The organism is Serratia sp. CY44782 (genome assembly GCF_052168715.1).
In the GTDB taxonomy this organism is placed as follows: domain Bacteria; phylum Pseudomonadota; class Gammaproteobacteria; order Enterobacterales; family Enterobacteriaceae; genus Serratia; species Serratia nevei.
The window spans coordinates 12188-30633 of the sequence record NZ_JBJNME010000017.1 but is presented as its reverse complement, the minus strand read 5'-3'; the positions used below and the strand labels follow the sequence as shown (position 1 = coordinate 30633).

14 protein-coding genes and 1 pseudogene are annotated in these 18446 nt (G+C 55.0%); 12 read left to right on the top strand and 3 right to left on the bottom strand.

The genetic code is table 11. The features are described from left to right. From tuf to ACJ8HT_RS23565, 12 genes and pseudogenes are all read left to right on the top strand, one after another. Positions 1 to 213, top strand: a pseudogene (tuf, locus tag ACJ8HT_RS23620) (elongation factor Tu); the annotation flags it as partial. 260 nt (positions 214 to 473) lie between these two features. After that, the gene (secE, locus tag ACJ8HT_RS23615; protein ID WP_004929916.1) at positions 474 to 857 is read left to right on the top strand and encodes a preprotein translocase subunit SecE; all 384 of its coding nucleotides are present in this window, start codon (positions 474 to 476) and stop codon (positions 855 to 857) included. Position 858: 1 nt separating this feature from the next. Beyond that, complete coding sequence (gene nusG / locus ACJ8HT_RS23610) at positions 859 to 1404, top strand: transcription termination/antitermination protein NusG (protein WP_004929914.1); 546 nt, start codon at positions 859 to 861, stop codon at positions 1402 to 1404. A gap of 165 nt (positions 1405 to 1569) precedes the next feature. Next, on the top strand, positions 1570 to 1998 hold the full coding sequence (rplK, locus tag ACJ8HT_RS23605; protein ID WP_015376316.1) for a 50S ribosomal protein L11: 429 nt from the start codon (positions 1570 to 1572) through the stop codon (positions 1996 to 1998). Between the two features lie 3 nt (positions 1999 to 2001). After that, the gene (gene rplA, locus ACJ8HT_RS23600; protein ID WP_019456443.1) at positions 2002 to 2706 is read left to right on the top strand and encodes a 50S ribosomal protein L1; all 705 of its coding nucleotides are present in this window, start codon (positions 2002 to 2004) and stop codon (positions 2704 to 2706) included. A 338-nt stretch (positions 2707 to 3044) separates the two neighbouring features. Beyond that, positions 3045 to 3542: a 50S ribosomal protein L10 gene (rplJ, locus tag ACJ8HT_RS23595; RefSeq protein ID WP_004929905.1), complete on the top strand. Its 498-nt coding sequence runs from the start codon at positions 3045 to 3047 to the stop codon at positions 3540 to 3542. Between the two features lie 63 nt (positions 3543 to 3605). Beyond that, complete coding sequence (rplL, locus tag ACJ8HT_RS23590) at positions 3606 to 3971, top strand: 50S ribosomal protein L7/L12 (protein WP_004929903.1); 366 nt, start codon at positions 3606 to 3608, stop codon at positions 3969 to 3971. A 332-nt stretch (positions 3972 to 4303) separates the two neighbouring features. Next, complete coding sequence (gene rpoB / locus ACJ8HT_RS23585) at positions 4304 to 8332, top strand: DNA-directed RNA polymerase subunit beta (RefSeq protein ID WP_004929900.1); 4029 nt, start codon at positions 4304 to 4306, stop codon at positions 8330 to 8332. A gap of 118 nt (positions 8333 to 8450) precedes the next feature. Further along, the gene (gene rpoC, locus ACJ8HT_RS23580) at positions 8451 to 12674 is read left to right on the top strand and encodes a DNA-directed RNA polymerase subunit beta' (RefSeq protein WP_047729347.1); all 4224 of its coding nucleotides are present in this window, start codon (positions 8451 to 8453) and stop codon (positions 12672 to 12674) included. Between the two features lie 167 nt (positions 12675 to 12841). Continuing rightward, positions 12842 to 13288 carry a GNAT family N-acetyltransferase gene (locus tag ACJ8HT_RS23575; protein WP_197653593.1) on the top strand — a complete coding sequence of 149 codons (447 nt, stop codon included), beginning with the start codon at positions 12842 to 12844 and terminating at the stop codon, positions 13286 to 13288. Further along, the gene (locus ACJ8HT_RS23570; RefSeq protein ID WP_194572482.1) at positions 13288 to 13752 is read left to right on the top strand and encodes an oxidoreductase; all 465 of its coding nucleotides are present in this window, start codon (positions 13288 to 13290) and stop codon (positions 13750 to 13752) included. The genes ACJ8HT_RS23575 and ACJ8HT_RS23570 overlap by 1 nt, the downstream gene beginning before the upstream one ends. Before the next feature lies 1 nt (position 13753). Then, a complete protein-coding gene (locus tag ACJ8HT_RS23565) occupies positions 13754 to 15028 on the top strand; it encodes a sensor histidine kinase (RefSeq protein ID WP_197653592.1) in 1275 nt (424 codons plus the stop codon). Here ACJ8HT_RS23565 and ACJ8HT_RS23560 read toward each other — a convergent pair. The 3 genes from ACJ8HT_RS23560 to ACJ8HT_RS23550 all read right to left on the bottom strand — a co-directional run bounded on the left by ACJ8HT_RS23560 (position 15014) and on the right by ACJ8HT_RS23550 (position 18445). Then, positions 15014 to 15709, bottom strand: a complete 696-nt coding sequence (locus ACJ8HT_RS23560; protein ID WP_244664527.1) for a response regulator — start codon at positions 15707 to 15709, stop codon at positions 15014 to 15016. The two genes, ACJ8HT_RS23565 and ACJ8HT_RS23560, sit on opposite strands and share 15 nt — an antisense overlap. 823 nt (positions 15710 to 16532) lie before the next feature. Beyond that, positions 16533 to 17666: a 2-iminoacetate synthase ThiH gene (gene thiH / locus ACJ8HT_RS23555; protein WP_194572484.1), complete on the bottom strand. Its 1134-nt coding sequence runs from the start codon at positions 17664 to 17666 to the stop codon at positions 16533 to 16535. Further along, the gene (locus tag ACJ8HT_RS23550; protein ID WP_197653590.1) at positions 17666 to 18445 is read right to left on the bottom strand and encodes a thiazole synthase; all 780 of its coding nucleotides are present in this window, start codon (positions 18443 to 18445) and stop codon (positions 17666 to 17668) included. The genes thiH and ACJ8HT_RS23550 overlap by 1 nt, the downstream gene beginning before the upstream one ends. Position 18446: the final 1 nt, after the last annotated feature.

The window sequence follows — 18446 nt, the reverse complement described above, 5'->3', positions numbered from 1 at the left end:
AAAGGCTACCGTCCACAGTTCTACTTCCGTACCACTGACGTGACCGGTACCATCGAACTGCCAGAAGGCGTAGAGATGGTAATGCCAGGCGACAACGTGAACATGGTTGTAACCCTGATCCACCCAATCGCGATGGACGACGGTCTGCGTTTCGCAATCCGTGAAGGCGGCCGTACCGTTGGCGCAGGTGTTGTTGCTAAAGTTATCGCTTAATCGCTGATAAAGTTTGACGCGACACGCGGTAAAAGGGCATCATTTGATGCCCTTTTTCTACGCTGTGAACTAGAACCTATCTCATCAGCGATTTTGCAGTCATAATCATTGGTGAGATGGGCTCTTAAACCGTATTGACTGAAATACGTCATAGCGTAAAACACCGGGATAGCGCTGAGGCGATATCCGATCGGTTTGGTTTGCCTCGCAATGCGAGGCAAAGTTGTTTGTTCTGAATCATCATTGTGACAGGTTGGTTTATGAGTGCGAATACCGAGGCTCAAGGGAGCGGACGCGGCCTGGAAGCGGCAAAGTGGCTGATCGTCGCCGTTCTGTTGGTTGTGGCTATTGTCGGTAACTATTACTACCGTGATTTAAGCCTGCCATTGCGCGCGCTGGCAGTTGTGCTGATCATCGCCGTTGCAGGTGCAGTGGCTCTGATGACCACCAAAGGCAAAGCCACCGTTGCGTTTGCCCGCGAAGCGCGTACCGAAGTACGTAAAGTGATTTGGCCAACTCGTCAGGAAACGCTACACACCACGTTGATCGTTGCCGCGGTAACCGCCGTGATGTCACTGATTCTGTGGGGGCTGGATGGTATTCTGGTCCGTCTGGTGTCGTTTATTACTGGCCTGAGGTTCTAAAATGTCTGAAGCTCCAAAAAAACGTTGGTACGTCGTTCAGGCGTTTTCCGGTTTTGAAGGTCGCGTAGCACAATCGCTGCGTGAACACATCAAACTGCACGATATGGAAGAGTTGTTCGGCGAAGTGATGGTGCCTACGGAAGAAGTGGTTGAAATCCGTGGTGGCCAGCGTCGCAAGAGCGAGCGTAAGTTCTTCCCTGGCTACGTGCTGGTACAGATGGTAATGAATGATGCCAGCTGGCACCTGGTGCGCAGCGTACCGCGTGTCATGGGGTTCATCGGCGGTACGTCTGACCGTCCTGCGCCAATCAGCGATAAAGAAGTGGATGCGATCATGAACCGCCTGCAGCAGGTTGGTGACAAGCCGCGTCCGAAAACGCTGTTCGAACCGGGCGAGCTGGTGCGCGTCAACGACGGCCCGTTTGCCGATTTCAACGGCGTGGTCGAAGAAGTCGATTACGAGAAGAGCCGCCTGAAAGTTTCCGTTTCCATCTTTGGTCGTGCAACGCCGGTGGAACTGGACTTCAGCCAGGTTGAGAAAGGCTGATCGAATAATCAGCAATGAGCGGCGCGTTGCCGCTTGTCAAAGGCGCGAAATTGAACTACAATTTCGCGCCTTTTGTTTTTAGATGCCTTGCCTGATGTATGTCGGGCGGGGTGAAACACGGGGAGCCTCTTACGAGGCGATACTACCCAAACCGAGGAAATTTAAATGGCTAAGAAAGTACAAGCCTACGTCAAGCTGCAAGTTGCAGCTGGTATGGCGAACCCGAGCCCACCAGTGGGTCCAGCTCTGGGTCAGCAGGGCGTTAACATCATGGAATTCTGTAAGGCATTCAACGCTAAGACTGACAGCGTTGAAAAAGGTCTGCCGATTCCGGTTGTTATCACCGTTTATTCTGATCGCTCCTTCACTTTCGTTACCAAAACCCCGCCAGCAGCAGTTCTGCTGAAAAAAGCGGCTGGTATCAAGTCTGGTTCCGGTAAGCCGAACAAAGACAAAGTAGGTAAAGTGACCCGTGCTCAGGTACGTGAAATCGCAGAAACCAAAGCTGCGGACATGACTGGTTCTGACGTTGAAGCGATGACTCGCTCCATCGAAGGTACCGCTCGTTCCATGGGCCTGGTAGTGGAGGATTAAGAGATGGCTAAGCTGACCAAGCGCATGCGCGTGATCCGTGACAAAGTTGATGCTACTAAACAGTATGACATCACTGAAGCTGTTGCTCTGCTGAAAGAGCTGGCCACCGCTAAATTCGTAGAAAGCGTTGACGTTGCCGTTAACCTCGGCATCGACGCTCGTAAATCTGACCAAAACGTTCGTGGCGCTACCGTTCTGCCACACGGCACCGGTCGTTCCGTTCGCGTTGCCGTATTTGCCCAAGGCGCTAACGCTGAAGCAGCGAAAGCTGCTGGCGCAGAGCTGGTAGGTATGGACGATCTGGCTGACCAGATCAAGAAAGGCGAAATGAACTTCGACGTTGTTATTGCTTCCCCGGATGCAATGCGCGTTGTTGGTCAACTGGGCCAGATCCTGGGTCCACGCGGCCTGATGCCAAACCCGAAAGTGGGTACCGTTACTCCGAACGTTGCTGAAGCCGTGAAAAACGCTAAAGCAGGTCAGGTTCGCTACCGTAACGACAAAAACGGCATCATCCATACCACTATCGGTAAGGTTGATTTCGACGCAGACAAACTGAAAGAAAACCTGGAAGCCCTGCTGGTTGCGCTGAAAAAAGCAAAACCTTCTCAGGCGAAAGGCATGTACATCAAGAAAGTTAGCCTCTCCACCACCATGGGTGCTGGCGTTGCTATCGATCAGAGCGGTCTGTCTGCTGCAGCGAACTAATCGCATTTGCGATTATCGCTTTGACTTGGGGCCAAGATTTGTCTAGAATCTTATGCCCCAAGGTTTTGCTATTGGCTATGCCGTAGGCAAAACAAAGATTTTTCGGTTGGAGCCTGGCCTATCCAGGCCTCCGTCCAAGACCGCAGGTGTATCGCAAGATACTTAATCCTTCCTGCGTAGACGGTGACAGAGCCTAAGAAAATTTTTCTTTTTTATAAAAGAATGTCTTTGCTGGATTCTGCTCACCGTGTTAAGCCGCTCGGCGTGGCGTTTTACAAAGCGCCGAGTGAAGTGAGTTCCGGGGGATTTTCCCCGGCTAATCCAGGAGCAAAAAGCTAATGGCATTAAATCTTCAAGACAAACAAGCGATTGTTGCTGAAGTCAGCGAAGTAGCCAAAGGCGCGCTGTCTGCGGTTGTTGCGGATTCCCGCGGCGTTACCGTAGATAAAATGACTGAACTGCGTAAAGCAGGTCGTGAAGCTGGCGTTTACATGCGTGTTGTTCGCAACACCCTGATGCGTCGCGTAGTTGAAGGCACTCCATTCGAATGCCTGAAAGACACGTTTGTCGGTCCAACCTTGATTGCATTCTCTCACGAACACCCGGGCGCTGCTGCTCGTCTGTTCAAAGAGTTCGCGAAAGCGAATGCAAAATTCGAGGTTAAAGCTGCGGCCTTTGAAGGTGAGCTGATCCCAGCGGCGCAAATCGACCGCCTGGCGACGCTGCCAACTTACGAAGAAGCGATCGCACGCCTGATGGCAACCATGAAAGAAGCCGCTGCCGGCAAACTGGTTCGCACTCTGGCTGCAGTACGCGATCAGAAAGAAGCGGCGTAAGCCACTCTTTCTTAGCCTTTGCTAACGTATTTAAACTATTTCTGAATTTTAGGAACAATTGTTATGTCTATCACTAAAGACCAAATCCTGGAAGCAGTTGCCGCTATGTCCGTAATGGACGTTGTTGAACTGGTTTCCGCTATGGAAGAAAAATTCGGCGTTTCTGCTGCTGCTGCTGTAGCTGTTGCTGCTGGCCCAGCTGAAGCTGCTGAAGAGAAAACTGAATTCGACGTTATCCTGAAAGCTGCAGGCGCTAACAAAGTTGCTGTTATCAAAGCAGTACGTGGCGCTACCGGCCTGGGTCTGAAAGAAGCTAAAGACCTGGTTGAATCTGCTCCAGCCGCTCTGAAAGAAGGCGTGAGCAAAGATGACGCAGAAGCTCTGAAAAAATCTCTGGAAGAAGCTGGCGCAGAAGTTGAAGTTAAATAAGCCAACCTTTCCGGTTGCAGCCTAGTCTTTTAGGCTGATGGCTGGTGACTTTTTAGTCACCAGCCTTTTTGCGCTGTAGGGCGCCAGTAGCGTTTCACACTGTTTGGCTGCTGGTTTCGCCTCCCAATGTTTGTTTCTATTGACGACTTAATATACCGCGGTCTTTGCACTACCAGGAGTTCTGGGGGAAGACGCGATGAAATGGTTTAAGCGTGATAGCAAGAGACATTGCGGAAAGTGTTCCCGCTTTCCGGTCGACAAAACGGTGTTGCATGAACTGTCCCTAATCGGACGGACAGATTGGGTCACTGATCAGCGAGCTGAGGAACCCTATGGTTTACTCCTATACCGAGAAAAAACGTATTCGTAAGGATTTTGGTAAACGTCCACAAGTGCTGGACATACCATATCTCCTTTCTATCCAGCTTGACTCGTTCCAGAAGTTTATCGAGCAAGATCCAGAAGGGCAGTACGGCCTTGAAGCCGCATTCCGTTCTGTTTTCCCTATCCAGAGCTACAGTGGCAATTCGGAGCTGCAATACGTTAGCTACCGTCTTGGTGAGCCGGTCTTCGACGTCAAAGAGTGCCAGATCCGTGGTGTGACGTTCTCTGCACCGCTGCGCGTAAAACTGCGCCTGGTTATCTATGAGCGCGAAGCGCCTGAAGGTACGGTCAAAGACATCAAGGAACAAGAAGTCTACATGGGCGAAATTCCGCTCATGACCGAAAACGGCACCTTTGTGATCAACGGTACTGAGAGGGTTATCGTATCTCAGTTGCACCGTAGTCCTGGCGTATTCTTCGACAGCGATAAGGGTAAAACCCACTCCTCGGGTAAAGTGCTGTACAACGCACGTATCATCCCTTACCGCGGTTCATGGTTGGACTTCGAGTTCGATCCGAAAGACAACCTGTTCGTGCGTATCGACCGTCGCCGCAAACTGCCTGCGACCATCATTCTGCGCGCGCTGAACTACACCACTGAACAGATCCTCGACCTGTTCTTTGACAAGATCGTCTTCGAAATCCGCGACAACAAGCTGCAGATGGAGCTGGTGCCAGAGCGCCTGCGTGGTGAGACCGCTTCGTTCGACATCGAAGCCAACGGCAAGATCTACGTAGAGAAAGGCCGTCGCATCACCGCTCGTCATATCCGTCAGCTGGAAAAAGACGACATTCAGAGCATTGAAGTACCGGTAGAGTACATCGCGGGCAAAGTGGTCGCGAAAGACTATATCGATACCAATACCGGCGAACTGATCTGCGCAGCCAACATGGAGCTGTCGCTGGATCTGCTGGCCAAGCTGAGCCAGTCCGGCCACAAGCGCATCGAAACGCTGTTCACCAACGATCTGGATCACGGCGCGTACATCTCTGAAACGCTGCGTGTCGATCCGACCAACGATCGTCTGAGCTCGCTGGTAGAAATCTACCGCATGATGCGCCCTGGTGAGCCGCCAACGCGCGAAGCTGCCGAAAGCCTGTTCGAGAACCTGTTCTTCTCCGAAGACCGCTATGATCTGTCCGCGGTGGGTCGCATGAAGTTCAACCGTTCTCTGCTGCGCGACGAGATCGAAGGTTCGGGCATCCTGAGCAAAGACGACATCATCGAAGTGATGAAGAAGCTCATCGATATCCGTAACGGCAAGGGCGAAGTGGACGATATCGACCACTTGGGCAACCGTCGTATCCGCTCCGTCGGCGAAATGGCCGAGAACCAGTTCCGCGTAGGTCTGGTGCGTGTTGAGCGTGCGGTGAAAGAGCGTCTGTCTCTGGGCGATCTGGATACCCTGATGCCTCAGGACATGATCAACGCCAAGCCAATTTCGGCGGCGGTGAAAGAGTTCTTTGGCTCCAGCCAGCTGTCCCAGTTCATGGACCAGAACAACCCGCTGTCCGAGATCACGCACAAGCGTCGTATCTCCGCACTGGGCCCGGGCGGTCTGACCCGTGAGCGCGCCGGCTTTGAAGTTCGAGACGTACACCCGACCCACTACGGCCGCGTGTGCCCAATCGAAACGCCGGAAGGTCCAAACATCGGTCTGATCAACTCCCTGTCCGTGTACGCACAGACTAACGAGTATGGCTTCCTGGAAACCCCGTACCGCCGCGTGCGTGACGGCGTGGTGACCGATGAAATCAACTACCTGTCTGCTATTGAAGAAGGCAACTTCGTTATCGCCCAGGCGAACTCCAACCTGGATGAAGAAGGCCGCTTCGTAGAAGACCTGGTCACCTGTCGTAGCAAAGGCGAATCAAGCCTGTTCAGCCGCGACCAGGTTGACTACATGGACGTATCCACCCAACAGGTTGTTTCCGTTGGTGCTTCACTGATTCCATTCCTGGAACACGATGACGCCAACCGTGCATTGATGGGTGCGAACATGCAACGTCAGGCCGTACCAACCCTGCGCGCTGACAAGCCGCTGGTCGGTACCGGTATGGAACGTGCTGTAGCGGTTGACTCCGGCGTAACCGCCGTTGCCAAACGCGGCGGTGTGATCCAGTACGTGGATGCTTCCCGTATCGTTATCAAAGTTAACGAAGACGAGATGTACCCGGGCGAAGCAGGTATCGATATTTACAACCTGACCAAGTACACCCGTTCTAACCAGAACACCTGCATCAACCAGATGCCGTGTGTGAATCTGGGTGAGCCAATCGAGCGCGGCGACGTGCTGGCGGATGGCCCATCGACAGACCTGGGCGAACTGGCACTGGGCCAGAACATGCGCGTAGCGTTCATGCCTTGGAACGGCTACAACTTCGAAGACTCCATCTTGGTCTCCGAGCGCGTGGTGCAGGAAGATCGCTTCACCACCATCCACATCCAGGAACTGGCGTGCGTGTCTCGCGACACCAAGCTGGGGCCTGAAGAGATCACTGCCGACATCCCTAACGTGGGTGAAGCTGCGCTCTCCAAGCTGGATGAATCCGGTATCGTGTATATCGGTGCTGAAGTGACCGGCGGTGACATCCTGGTCGGTAAGGTAACGCCTAAAGGCGAAACCCAGCTGACGCCGGAAGAGAAACTGCTGCGTGCGATCTTCGGTGAGAAAGCGTCTGACGTTAAAGACTCTTCTCTGCGTGTGCCGAACGGCGTTTCCGGTACGGTTATCGACGTGCAGGTCTTCACCCGCGATGGCGTGGAAAAAGACAAGCGCGCGTTGGAAATCGAAGAGATGCAGCTGAAGCAGGCGAAGAAAGACCTGACTGAAGAACTGCAGATCCTGGAAGCCGGCCTGTTTGCACGTATCCACGCTGTGCTGGTTGCCGGTGGCATCGAAGCCGACAAGCTGAGCAAGCTGCCGCGCGATCGCTGGCTGGAACTGGGCCTGACCGACGAAGAGAAGCAAAACCAGCTGGAGCAACTGGCTGAGCAATACGACGAACTGAAATCCGACTTCGAGAAGAAGCTGGAAGCCAAGCGTCGTAAGATCACTCAGGGCGACGATCTGGCGCCGGGCGTGCTGAAAATCGTCAAGGTTTATCTGGCTGTTAAGCGTCAGATCCAACCGGGTGACAAGATGGCGGGCCGCCACGGTAACAAGGGTGTTATCTCCAAGATCAACCCGATCGAAGATATGCCTTACGATGAAAACGGCACGCCGGTAGACATCGTACTGAACCCGCTGGGCGTACCATCACGTATGAACATCGGTCAGATCCTGGAAACCCACCTGGGTATGGCTGCGAAAGGCATCGGTGAGAAGATCAACCAGATGCTGAAGCAGCAGCAGGAAGTGGCCAAGCTGCGTGAGTTCATCCAGAAGGCCTACGATCTGGGCGACGACGTTTGCCAGAAAGTTGACCTGAACACCTTCAGCGACGACGAAGTGCTGCGTCTGGCAGAGAACCTGAAAAAAGGTATGCCGATCGCAACGCCGGTGTTTGACGGTGCGAAAGAGACTGAAATCAAGAAGCTGCTGGAAATGGGCGGTATCCCGACCTCCGGTCAGATCACGCTGTTCGATGGCCGTACCGGTGAGCAATTCGAGCGCCAGGTTACTGTCGGCTATATGTACATGCTGAAACTGAACCACTTGGTTGACGATAAAATGCACGCCCGTTCAACCGGTTCTTACAGCTTGGTTACTCAGCAACCTCTGGGTGGTAAAGCGCAGTTCGGTGGTCAACGCTTCGGTGAGATGGAAGTGTGGGCACTGGAAGCATACGGCGCGGCTTATACCCTGCAGGAAATGCTCACCGTTAAGTCGGATGACGTTAACGGCCGTACCAAGATGTACAAAAACATCGTGGATGGCGACCACCGGATGGAGCCAGGCATGCCGGAATCCTTCAACGTACTGTTGAAAGAAATCCGCTCGCTCGGCATCAACATCGAACTGGAAGACGAGTAATCGTCATTCCGGCTCAGGCTCCCCGCCTAAGGGAGCCTGAGGGTGGTTGTTCAGGTCACACGGGTACCTACTGCGGTTGTGGGTACCCAACAGGTTTAACTCCGACAGGAGCCAATCCGTGAAAGACTTATTGAAGTTTCTGAAAGCGCAAACTAAGACCGAAGAGTTTGATGCGATCAAGATTGCTCTGGCCTCGCCAGACATGATCCGTTCGTGGTCGTTCGGTGAAGTTAAGAAGCCGGAAACCATTAACTACCGTACGTTCAAACCTGAACGTGACGGCCTTTTCTGCGCCCGTATCTTCGGGCCGGTAAAAGATTACGAGTGCCTGTGCGGTAAGTACAAGCGCTTGAAACACCGCGGCGTGATCTGTGAGAAGTGCGGCGTTGAAGTGACCCAGACCAAAGTGCGTCGTGAGCGCATGGGCCACATCGAGCTGGCTTCGCCGACCGCGCACATCTGGTTCCTGAAATCGCTGCCATCCCGCATCGGTTTGCTGCTGGATATGCCGCTGCGTGACATCGAACGCGTACTGTACTTCGAATCCTATGTGGTGGTCGAAGGCGGTATGACCAACCTCGAGCGCCGTCAGATCCTGACCGAAGAGCAGTATCTGGACGCGCTGGAAGAGTTCGGTGACGAATTCGACGCCAAGATGGGTGCGGAAGCTATTCAGGCCCTGTTGAAAAACATGGATCTGGAAGCCGAGTGCGAGCAGCTGCGTGAAGAGCTGAACGAAACCAACTCCGAAACCAAGCGCAAGAAGCTGACCAAGCGTATCAAGCTGCTGGAAGCGTTCGTACAGTCCGGTAACAAACCGGAGTGGATGATCCTGACCGTGCTGCCGGTACTGCCGCCGGATCTGCGTCCACTGGTTCCGCTGGATGGCGGTCGTTTCGCGACGTCGGATCTGAACGATCTGTATCGCCGCGTGATCAACCGTAACAACCGTCTGAAACGCCTGCTGGATCTGGCTGCGCCTGACATCATCGTGCGCAACGAAAAGCGTATGCTGCAAGAAGCGGTAGATGCCCTGCTGGATAACGGCCGTCGCGGTCGTGCCATCACCGGTTCCAATAAACGTCCTCTGAAATCTTTGGCCGACATGATCAAAGGTAAGCAGGGTCGTTTCCGTCAGAACCTGCTCGGTAAGCGTGTTGACTACTCAGGCCGTTCCGTAATCACCGTAGGTCCATACCTGCGTCTGCATCAGTGCGGTCTGCCTAAGAAGATGGCGCTGGAGCTGTTCAAACCGTTCATCTACGGCAAGTTGGAGCTGCGTGGCCTGGCCACCACCATCAAAGCCGCCAAGAAAATGGTTGAGCGTGAAGAAGCCGTCGTTTGGGATATCCTGGACGAAGTGATCCGCGAACACCCGGTACTGCTGAACCGTGCACCAACTCTGCACCGTTTGGGTATCCAGGCGTTTGAACCGGTACTGATCGAAGGTAAAGCGATCCAGCTGCACCCGCTGGTTTGTGCGGCCTATAACGCCGACTTCGATGGTGACCAGATGGCTGTTCACGTACCGCTGACGCTGGAAGCCCAGCTGGAAGCGCGTGCGCTGATGATGTCCACCAACAACATCCTGTCCCCAGCGAACGGCGAGCCAATCATCGTTCCTTCTCAGGACGTTGTACTGGGTCTGTACTACATGACCCGCGACTGTGTTAACGCCAAGGGCGAAGGCATGGTGCTGAACGGTTCCAAAGAAGCTGAGCGTGTTTACCGCGCCGGCCTGGCGTCTCTGCATGCGCGCGTTAAAGTGCGTATCACCGAAGACGTCAAAAACGCCGAAGGCGAATGGACTTCTCAGACCAGCATCATCGACACCACCATCGGCCGCGCCATCCTGTGGATGATCGTACCGAAAGGTCTGCCGTACTCGATCGTTAACCAGCCTTTGGGCAAGAAAGCGATCTCCAAGATGCTGAACACCTGTTACCGCATCCTGGGCCTGAAGCCGACCGTTATCTTTGCTGACCAGATCATGTACACCGGTTTTGCTTACGCAGCCCGTTCCGGCGCTTCCGTAGGTATCGACGACATGGTTATCCCGGCCAAGAAAGCGGAGATCATCGAAGAAGCGGAAACCGAAGTTGCCGAGATCCAGGAGCAGTTCCAGTCTGGTCTGGTTACCGCCGGCGAACGCTACAACAAAGTGATCGATATCTGGGCTGCAGCGAACGAACGCGTTGCGAAAGCGATGATGGAAAACCTGTCGGTAGAAGACGTGGTTAACCGTGACGGCGAAGTGGAACAGCAAGTTTCCTTCAACAGCATCTTTATGATGGCCGACTCCGGTGCGCGTGGTTCCGCCGCTCAGATTCGTCAGCTGGCCGGTATGCGTGGTCTGATGGCGAAGCCGGACGGCTCCATCATCGAAACGCCAATCACCGCGAACTTCCGTGAAGGTCTGAACGTACTCCAGTACTTCATCTCCACCCACGGTGCTCGTAAAGGTCTGGCGGATACCGCACTGAAAACCGCGAACTCCGGTTATCTGACCCGTCGTCTGGTTGACGTGGCGCAGGATTTGGTGGTGACCGAAGACGACTGTGGCACCCACGACGGCATCCTGATGACTCCGGTTATCGAAGGTGGCGACGTGAAAGAGCCACTGCGTGAACGCGTTCTGGGCCGTGTGACGGCAGAAGACGTCCTCAAGCCGGGTACGGCGGACATTCTGGTGCCACGCAACACCCTGCTGAACGAGAAGGCGTGTGACCTGTTGGAAGAGAACTCTGTCGACAGCGTTAAAGTCCGTTCCGTGGTGAGCTGTGAAACCGACTTTGGTGTGTGTGCAAACTGCTACGGTCGCGACCTGGCACGTGGCCACATCATCAACAAAGGTGAAGCCATCGGCGTTATCGCGGCACAGTCCATCGGTGAGCCGGGTACACAGCTGACGATGCGTACGTTCCACATCGGTGGTGCGGCATCTCGTGCGGCTGCTGAATCCAGCATCCAGGTGAAAAACAAGGGTAGTCTCAAGCTGAGCAACGCGAAGTTCGTTATGAACGCCGCAGGCAAGCTGGTGATCACCTCGCGTAACACCGAACTGAAACTGATCGACGAATTCGGCCGTACCAAAGAAAGCTACAAGGTGCCTTACGGTGCCGTGATGGGCAAAGGCGACGGTGAAGAAGTTAACGGCGGCGAAACCGTTGCTAACTGGGATCCGCACACCATGCCGGTCATCAGTGAAGTCAGCGGCTTCATTCGCTTCGCGGACATGGTTGACGGCCAGACCATCACTCGCCAGACCGACGAACTGACCGGTTTGTCTTCTCTGGTCGTGCTGGACAGCGCAGAGCGTACCGGTAGCGGTAAAGACCTGCGTCCGGCACTGAAAATCGTTGACGCTCAGGGCGAAGACGTATTGATCCCAGGCACCGATATGCCTGCTCAATACTTCCTGCCGGGCAAAGCGATCGTTCAGCTGGAAGACGGCATTCAGATCGGTGCGGGTGATACCCTGGCGCGTATTCCTCAGGAATCCGGCGGTACCAAGGATATTACCGGTGGTCTGCCGCGCGTTGCCGACCTGTTCGAAGCACGTCGTCCGAAAGAGCCGGCAATCCTGGCTGAAATCAGCGGGATTATCTCGTTCGGTAAAGAGACCAAAGGCAAACGTCGCCTGGTGATCTCTCCGCTGGACGGCAGCGACGCTTACGAAGAGATGATTCCGAAATGGCGTCAGCTCAACGTGTTCGAAGGCGAAGTGGTGGAACGTGGTGACGTCGTTTCCGACGGCCCAGAGTCTCCGCACGACATTCTGCGTCTGCGTGGCGTGCATGCGGTTACCCGCTACATCACCAACGAAGTGCAGGAAGTTTACCGTCTGCAAGGCGTTAAGATTAACGATAAGCACATCGAAGTTATCGTTCGTCAGATGCTGCGTAAAGGCACCATCGTTAGCGCTGGTGGCTCCGAGTTCCTGGAAGGCGAGCAGGCTGAAGTGTCTCGCGTCAAGATTGCCAACCGTCAGCTGGAAGCTGAAGGTAAAATCGCGGCAACCTTCTCGCGCGATCTGCTGGGTATCACCAAGGCTTCCTTGGCGACCGAGTCCTTCATCTCCGCTGCATCGTTCCAGGAAACGACGCGCGTTCTGACCGAAGCTGCCGTAGCCGGCAAGCGTGATGAACTGCGTGGCCTGAAAGAGAACGTCATCGTGGGCCGTCTGATCCCAGCCGGTACCGGTTACGCTTATCATCAGGATCGCATGCGTCGTCGTGCTCAGGGTGAAGCGCCGGTTGTTCCGCAAGTCAGCGCGGAAGAAGCGACGGCTAACCTGGCCGAGCTGCTCAACGCAGGCCTGGGCGGCAGCGACGACGAGTAATCGTCATCCGCGCCGCGGGCCCGGCATACCGGGCCCATCGCCAGATAAACCGCTCCTTCGGGGGCGGTTTTTTTTCGCCTCATGCCGGGGCCGAGCAAACTTTGCTACTATGGTTACAGCAGAAATTGACCGGCGCTTTTTACCAGACAACCAAGGACAGTGCGAACATGGACAGCCTCATTACCTTCGAAAAATTGACGGCGCAACACCTGCCTTACCTGTATGAGATCCGCTTTTCCGTTGAAGAAAACCTGCTGCACCCGCATCAGATCCAGTACCTGCAGCGCAAACAGGCGCTGGAAGACATCAACCAGGGCGGCGGCTGGATCTGCAAGCATGGCGACGACTATGCCGGCGTTGGCTTCGGATTGTTCATCCCTGAACCGCTGTTCGGCGGTCTGTTCGTGAAGCCGGAATACCAGTCGCTGGGTATCGGTTCCGCCCTGTTGGCGCGGGTTACCGCCTGGATGTTTGAGCACGGCGCCGAAGCGATCCACCTAACCACCGATCCTGGCTCCAAAGCCGAAGGCTTTTATCAACATCACGGTTGGGCCGTGGTCGGGCAGGATGAGTTCGGCCAGGCCGAACTGGTAAAACGTAAAGAGGGTGAATAATGACAATCAAAGGATTGATGACGTTACTGCTGCTTTCGCTGTTCAGCGCACCGCTGCAGGCGGCCGTTGATTATTTTTACCTGAAGCCGCTCGACGGCGAGAAGATCAGGATAACCCGGCAAATGCTGGAGGCGATGCCGGCGCACACGATTAAAACCTCGACCAATTTCACCTCGGAAGATACGTTCACCGGCGTTGAGTTTGCGGAGCTGGTGAAAGCCTATCACCTGAAAGGCCAGTCGGTGCGCGCTTTCGCCTGGGACGATTACTCTTACTCGATGCCGATTGATGAGATGATTAAGTACCGCGTGATCGTCGCCTATCAGCGCGGCGGCAAGCCGATCGACGTTGGGGAGCTGGGGCCGTTCGCCATTATTTATCCGCGCGATGGCTACGCCGAGCTGAATAACCTGGATGTGAATGCGAAAACTGTCTGGCAAGTTAAACGGCTGGAGCTGAAATAAGATGAGCAAAAAACTGATCGGTACTCTTATCGCGTTGGTTGCCATCTTCTCTTTATTGATTTTGTTGATTGCCATTAACTTCGGCGGCGTAAAAGAGCGCTACAAGCAAATCGAGCCCAATCTGGACAACTACTCGGTGGCCGAAATCCTTTTTCTGGCGTTTGAAAGGACCAAAACCGCGCTGCTCCTCAGTGAAAACAACGATTACGATGCTTTCCAGATCAAAAAGAAAATCTTCTACTCGAAGATTCAGATCCTGGAGAGCCGTTCGACCTTCAGCGACTCTTTTTATTATGACGACGAGTTTATCAAGAATGTTGCGCTACTGAAGCAGCAGTACCACACGTTGGACGATCTCTCCGCCGGCTTGCTGGTGGGGCAGAAAAGCAAGGCGGACATTCTCGCTTATATGGATGATATCGAGGGCACGTTGGTCGATATCCAGGAAATTATTTATCGAATACAGATTAAAAACTTTACCGAAGTGAAAGGCATCATCCAGGACAACTCAAGTAAAGCCGAGATGTTCGCCATCTTTTCGCTGATTTTGGTGTTCCTGATGATGTTCCTGGTACTGAGAAATGCCTTCTCGTTAAAAGAGATCATCAAGAATAAGAACATCTTTATCTCTTCCATCTACCACGAGATCGCTGGCTCGACTCAGGCCATCGTCATCGCCGCGGATATCATGGAGCACGAGCTGGCGCAGGAAGAGTTGAAAAAAGAAGCCCGCCTGATCTCCTATCACGGCAATAAAATCGCCGAACAAACGCGCGAGGTGATGGATTATTCACGGCTTGAGATGGGGGAGGTAAAAGTCAATATTTCCACCTTCCGGTTGAATGAGCTGGTGGACGATGCGATAACCGGTATTGGCGCGGGGCGCGGCAATCGCCTCGTGATTCACCGTTCGTCTTATGCCGGGCTGATTTGTTCTGATAAATACAAGCTCTACCGAATATTGGCCAACCTACTCAGCAACGCGGATAAATTTACCCACCGGGGAGTGGTTGCCCTCAATGTGAAGCTGTGCCACGGCAATCTGTATTTGCGGGTAAAAGACACCGGTGTCGGGTTTAACGTCGATAACCTGGATAGGCTATATAAGGCGTTCAATCAGGGGGTCGAAAGGGAAACCCGGCAGGGATTGGGGCTAGGGCTGACCATTATCAAAAATTATGTCACGACGATGAAAGGCGCCATCAAAGTCAAATCTGCCGAAGGGGTGGGCTCATCGTTTTTGATCCGCATCCCGGTCAAATTAATTGAAGAATAGGTTCGACAGCAGCAGCGAGGAGATAATCAGCGGCTTGGTCGGTTTTTCTACCAGGTGCACGTCATAGTGCAGGATCATATCGCCGATGTTTTTCTCATAATGATTCAATTGGCCAGTCAGAATGATGATGCGAGCGTGCGGATCGAGGGTGTCTTTAATTTTCTTCACGACGCGTTCGGAGGTCTCGCCGAAGTCCAACAGCCAGTCCAGAATAAACGCCTCAAAGGACTGCTGTTCCAGCGCGGCCAACATGGCGTCCGCCGTTTGAAAGGTTTCGGCCTCAATGCCGTATCGGTTGGCGATCTTCTTCAACAACTCGAGGATATCGCCGTCATTGTCCAGGATCGCGATACGCGGTGCCGGCAGAAAGTCTATCTTGTTGACTTTATACAGCGGGGCATCGGTGGCATGTTCCCCATTGGTATTGATGATGAAAAGATCGTCTTTTTTGTAGGCGAGGGTTTCGTCGTTATCCGCTTGCGTAACGGGGCGCTCATCGACCTCAATGTTGCAGCGTTTGTGAATGCTGTTCATGATAAAGACGCCGTTATGCGTCCTTTGGCCGGCAAACGGCTCGTTGAAATACTGAAAAACCTTTTTGACCTCGTCGAGGGTGATGCCTCTTTTGCCATCCAGTTTCTGTTTGGCGCTGTTGTATTGAAGATCCAGTATGGTGGCCATCGTGGAGGCATGTTTTCTGTCGCCCACCCCTTTCAGAGTGAGCAGCGCGCTGATTGCATCGATGTAATTTGGCGTTTTCTTCATGACAACCTTGGCTTTTTTGATGTTGACCGCGGGCGCTGAAAAACCTGCGTGAGGACCCGTGCTGGATTATAGATGAAGCCTCGAGCATTGCGGTGATATCAGTTTGATTTTCCTTGGCAAACTCAAAATACACTCGATATTAAATAAAAAAACACTCAAAAGACATTCACATTTCACCGTTTATATGGTTAATTAGCGCACATACTGTGTGATTCGCGTCCTGGGGGGGTGCCAGTCTCACAAAATAAACCGCCTGCTCTTGTCCGTAAGCAGGGAGCAGGCGGCAAAAAGGTCTGCGGCCAACACCAGGGCCACTGATAGCACGGGGATAACCACTCGAGCCTCCCTTCGTCACCGTGCCTTCTTTCTTCCTCGCTCCCTACTTTTCTGCTGTAACAGCGCCCTATGAATATCACTCCTGAGTGAATACCGAACGCAACTAGACCATCTTTCTGACTGCCCATTGGCCGACAAGACAACCTGCTCGTACGCTTTTACAGGCCGTGATACGCGACATGCGCGTTGCCGCAGGCGGGGGCCCGGAGTCGCGCAAAAGAGCCTCCGACGCGATCCGGGATGGGATAAGGCGGGGCCATCGAGAGGGTGACAGCCCCGGCCGACGCCGGGTTTGGCGATCGGCAAGGTCACTATAGCTGGAGGGCTTGCCGGCGCCAGCGCCGCCGTTCGTTAGTGCGCGGCCGTTCCAGCGTTTTCTTCACGCGGCGGCAAACGTTGCCGCTTATTGCGTGCTGCGTCCCAGATAATCGTCCCAGTCTTTCCACACCGGCTGCAGCCCGGCATTGCTGATGGCCTCGGCGACCTGCTGCGGCGTGCGGCCGTCGTGCGGCTCGAACTGTTCCAACTCCGGCGGTACGTCGTCGGCATAGCCGCCGGGCTGCGTCTTGGATCCGGCGCTGACGCTGTTGATCGCCACCGGGATCATATGATCGCGGAAGTACGGCGACTCACGCGTAGACAGCGACAGCTCAACGTCCGGCGCGAACAGCCGGAAGGCGCAGATCAGCTGCACCAGCTGAGGCTCGCTCATGATCGACGCCGGCTCAATGCCGCCGGCACAGGGGCGCAGACGCGGGAACGAGATCGAGTAGCGGCTCTGCCAGTAGGTTTGCTGCAGGTAGAACAGATGTTCCGCCAGCAGGTAACAGTCGGTGCGCCAGCTGTTGGACAGGCCGATCAACGCGCCGAGGCCGATCTTATCGATCCCGGCGCGCCCCAGGCGATCCGGCGTGGCCAGACGCCAATGGAAATCCTGTTTCTGGCCACGCAGATGGTGCTGCAGATAGGTGGCCGGATGGTAGGTTTCCTGATACACCAGCACGCCGTCCAGGCCCAGCGCTTTCAGTTCGGCGTACTCGTCCTGCGCCAGCGGCTGCACTTCCATCATCAGCGAGCTGAAGTGGCGGCGGATCGCCGGAATGTGCTGACGGAAATAGTCCATGCCGACCTTGGTCTGATGCTCGCCGGTAACCAGCAACAGGTGTTCGAACCCCAGCGCCTTGATGGCTTCGCACTCGCGTGCGATCTCCGCCGCATCGAGCGTTTTGCGCTTGATGCGGTTGCTCATCGAGAAGCCGCAATAGGTGCAGTCGTTGGCGCACAGGTTAGAGAGGTACAGCGGCACATAGAAGCTGACGACGTTGCCGAAGCGCTGACGGGTCAGCTGCTGCGCGCGCTGCGCCAGCGGTTCCAGATACGGCGCGGCGGCGGGGGAGATCAGCGCCATAAAGTCGTCGCGCGTCAGCTTGTCGGCGTTCAACGCGCGTTCCACGTCGCGTGCAGTTTTGCCGTTGATGCGCAGCGTAATGTCGTCCCAATCCAGCTGTTGCCAGCGGCTACTGAAATCGTCGCCCATCACTGTGCCTCCTCTGGCTGGCTGAGGAAGGCGGTCAGCGGGCTGGAGGCGGCTGCACTGCGCTGGCTCGAGCCTAATCCGGCGCTGCGGGCCAGCTCGCCGGCCTCTAGCGCCAGGCGAAACGCCCGCGCCATTTGCACCGGGTCGTGCGCCACGGCGATGGCGGTATTCACCAGTACCGCGTCGGCGCCCAGCTCCATCGCTTCCAGCGCGTGGCTCGGCGCGCCGATGCCGGCGTCGACCACCACCGGCACCTTGGCCTGTTCGATGATGATCTCGAGGAAGTCGCGGGTGCGCAGACCGCGATTGGAGCCGATAGGGGCGCCGAGCGGCATCACCGCCGCGCAACCCACCTCTTCCAGCCGTTTGCACAGCACCGGATCGGCGCCGCAGTAGGGCAGCACCACAAAACCGTCTTTCACCAGCGTTTCCGCCGCTTTCAGCGTTTCTATCGGATCCGGCAGCAGGTATTTCACATCGGGATGGATCTCCAGCTTCACCCAGTGGGTGCCGAGCGCTTCACGCGCGAGCCGGGCGGCGAACACCGCTTCGGCGGCGGTTTTGGCGCCGGAGGTGTTGGGCAGCAGCCGGGCGCCCAGCTGTTGCAGCGGCGCCAAAATGGCGTCGTTGCCGCTGCGCAGATCGACGCGCTTCATGGCCATGGTCACCAGCTGTGAGCCGGAGGCCGCCAGCGCCTCCAGCATTAACGCCGGGGTGGCGAACTTGCCGGTGCCGGTGAACAGGCGCGAGGTAAAAGTGGTATCGGCGATTTTCAGCATG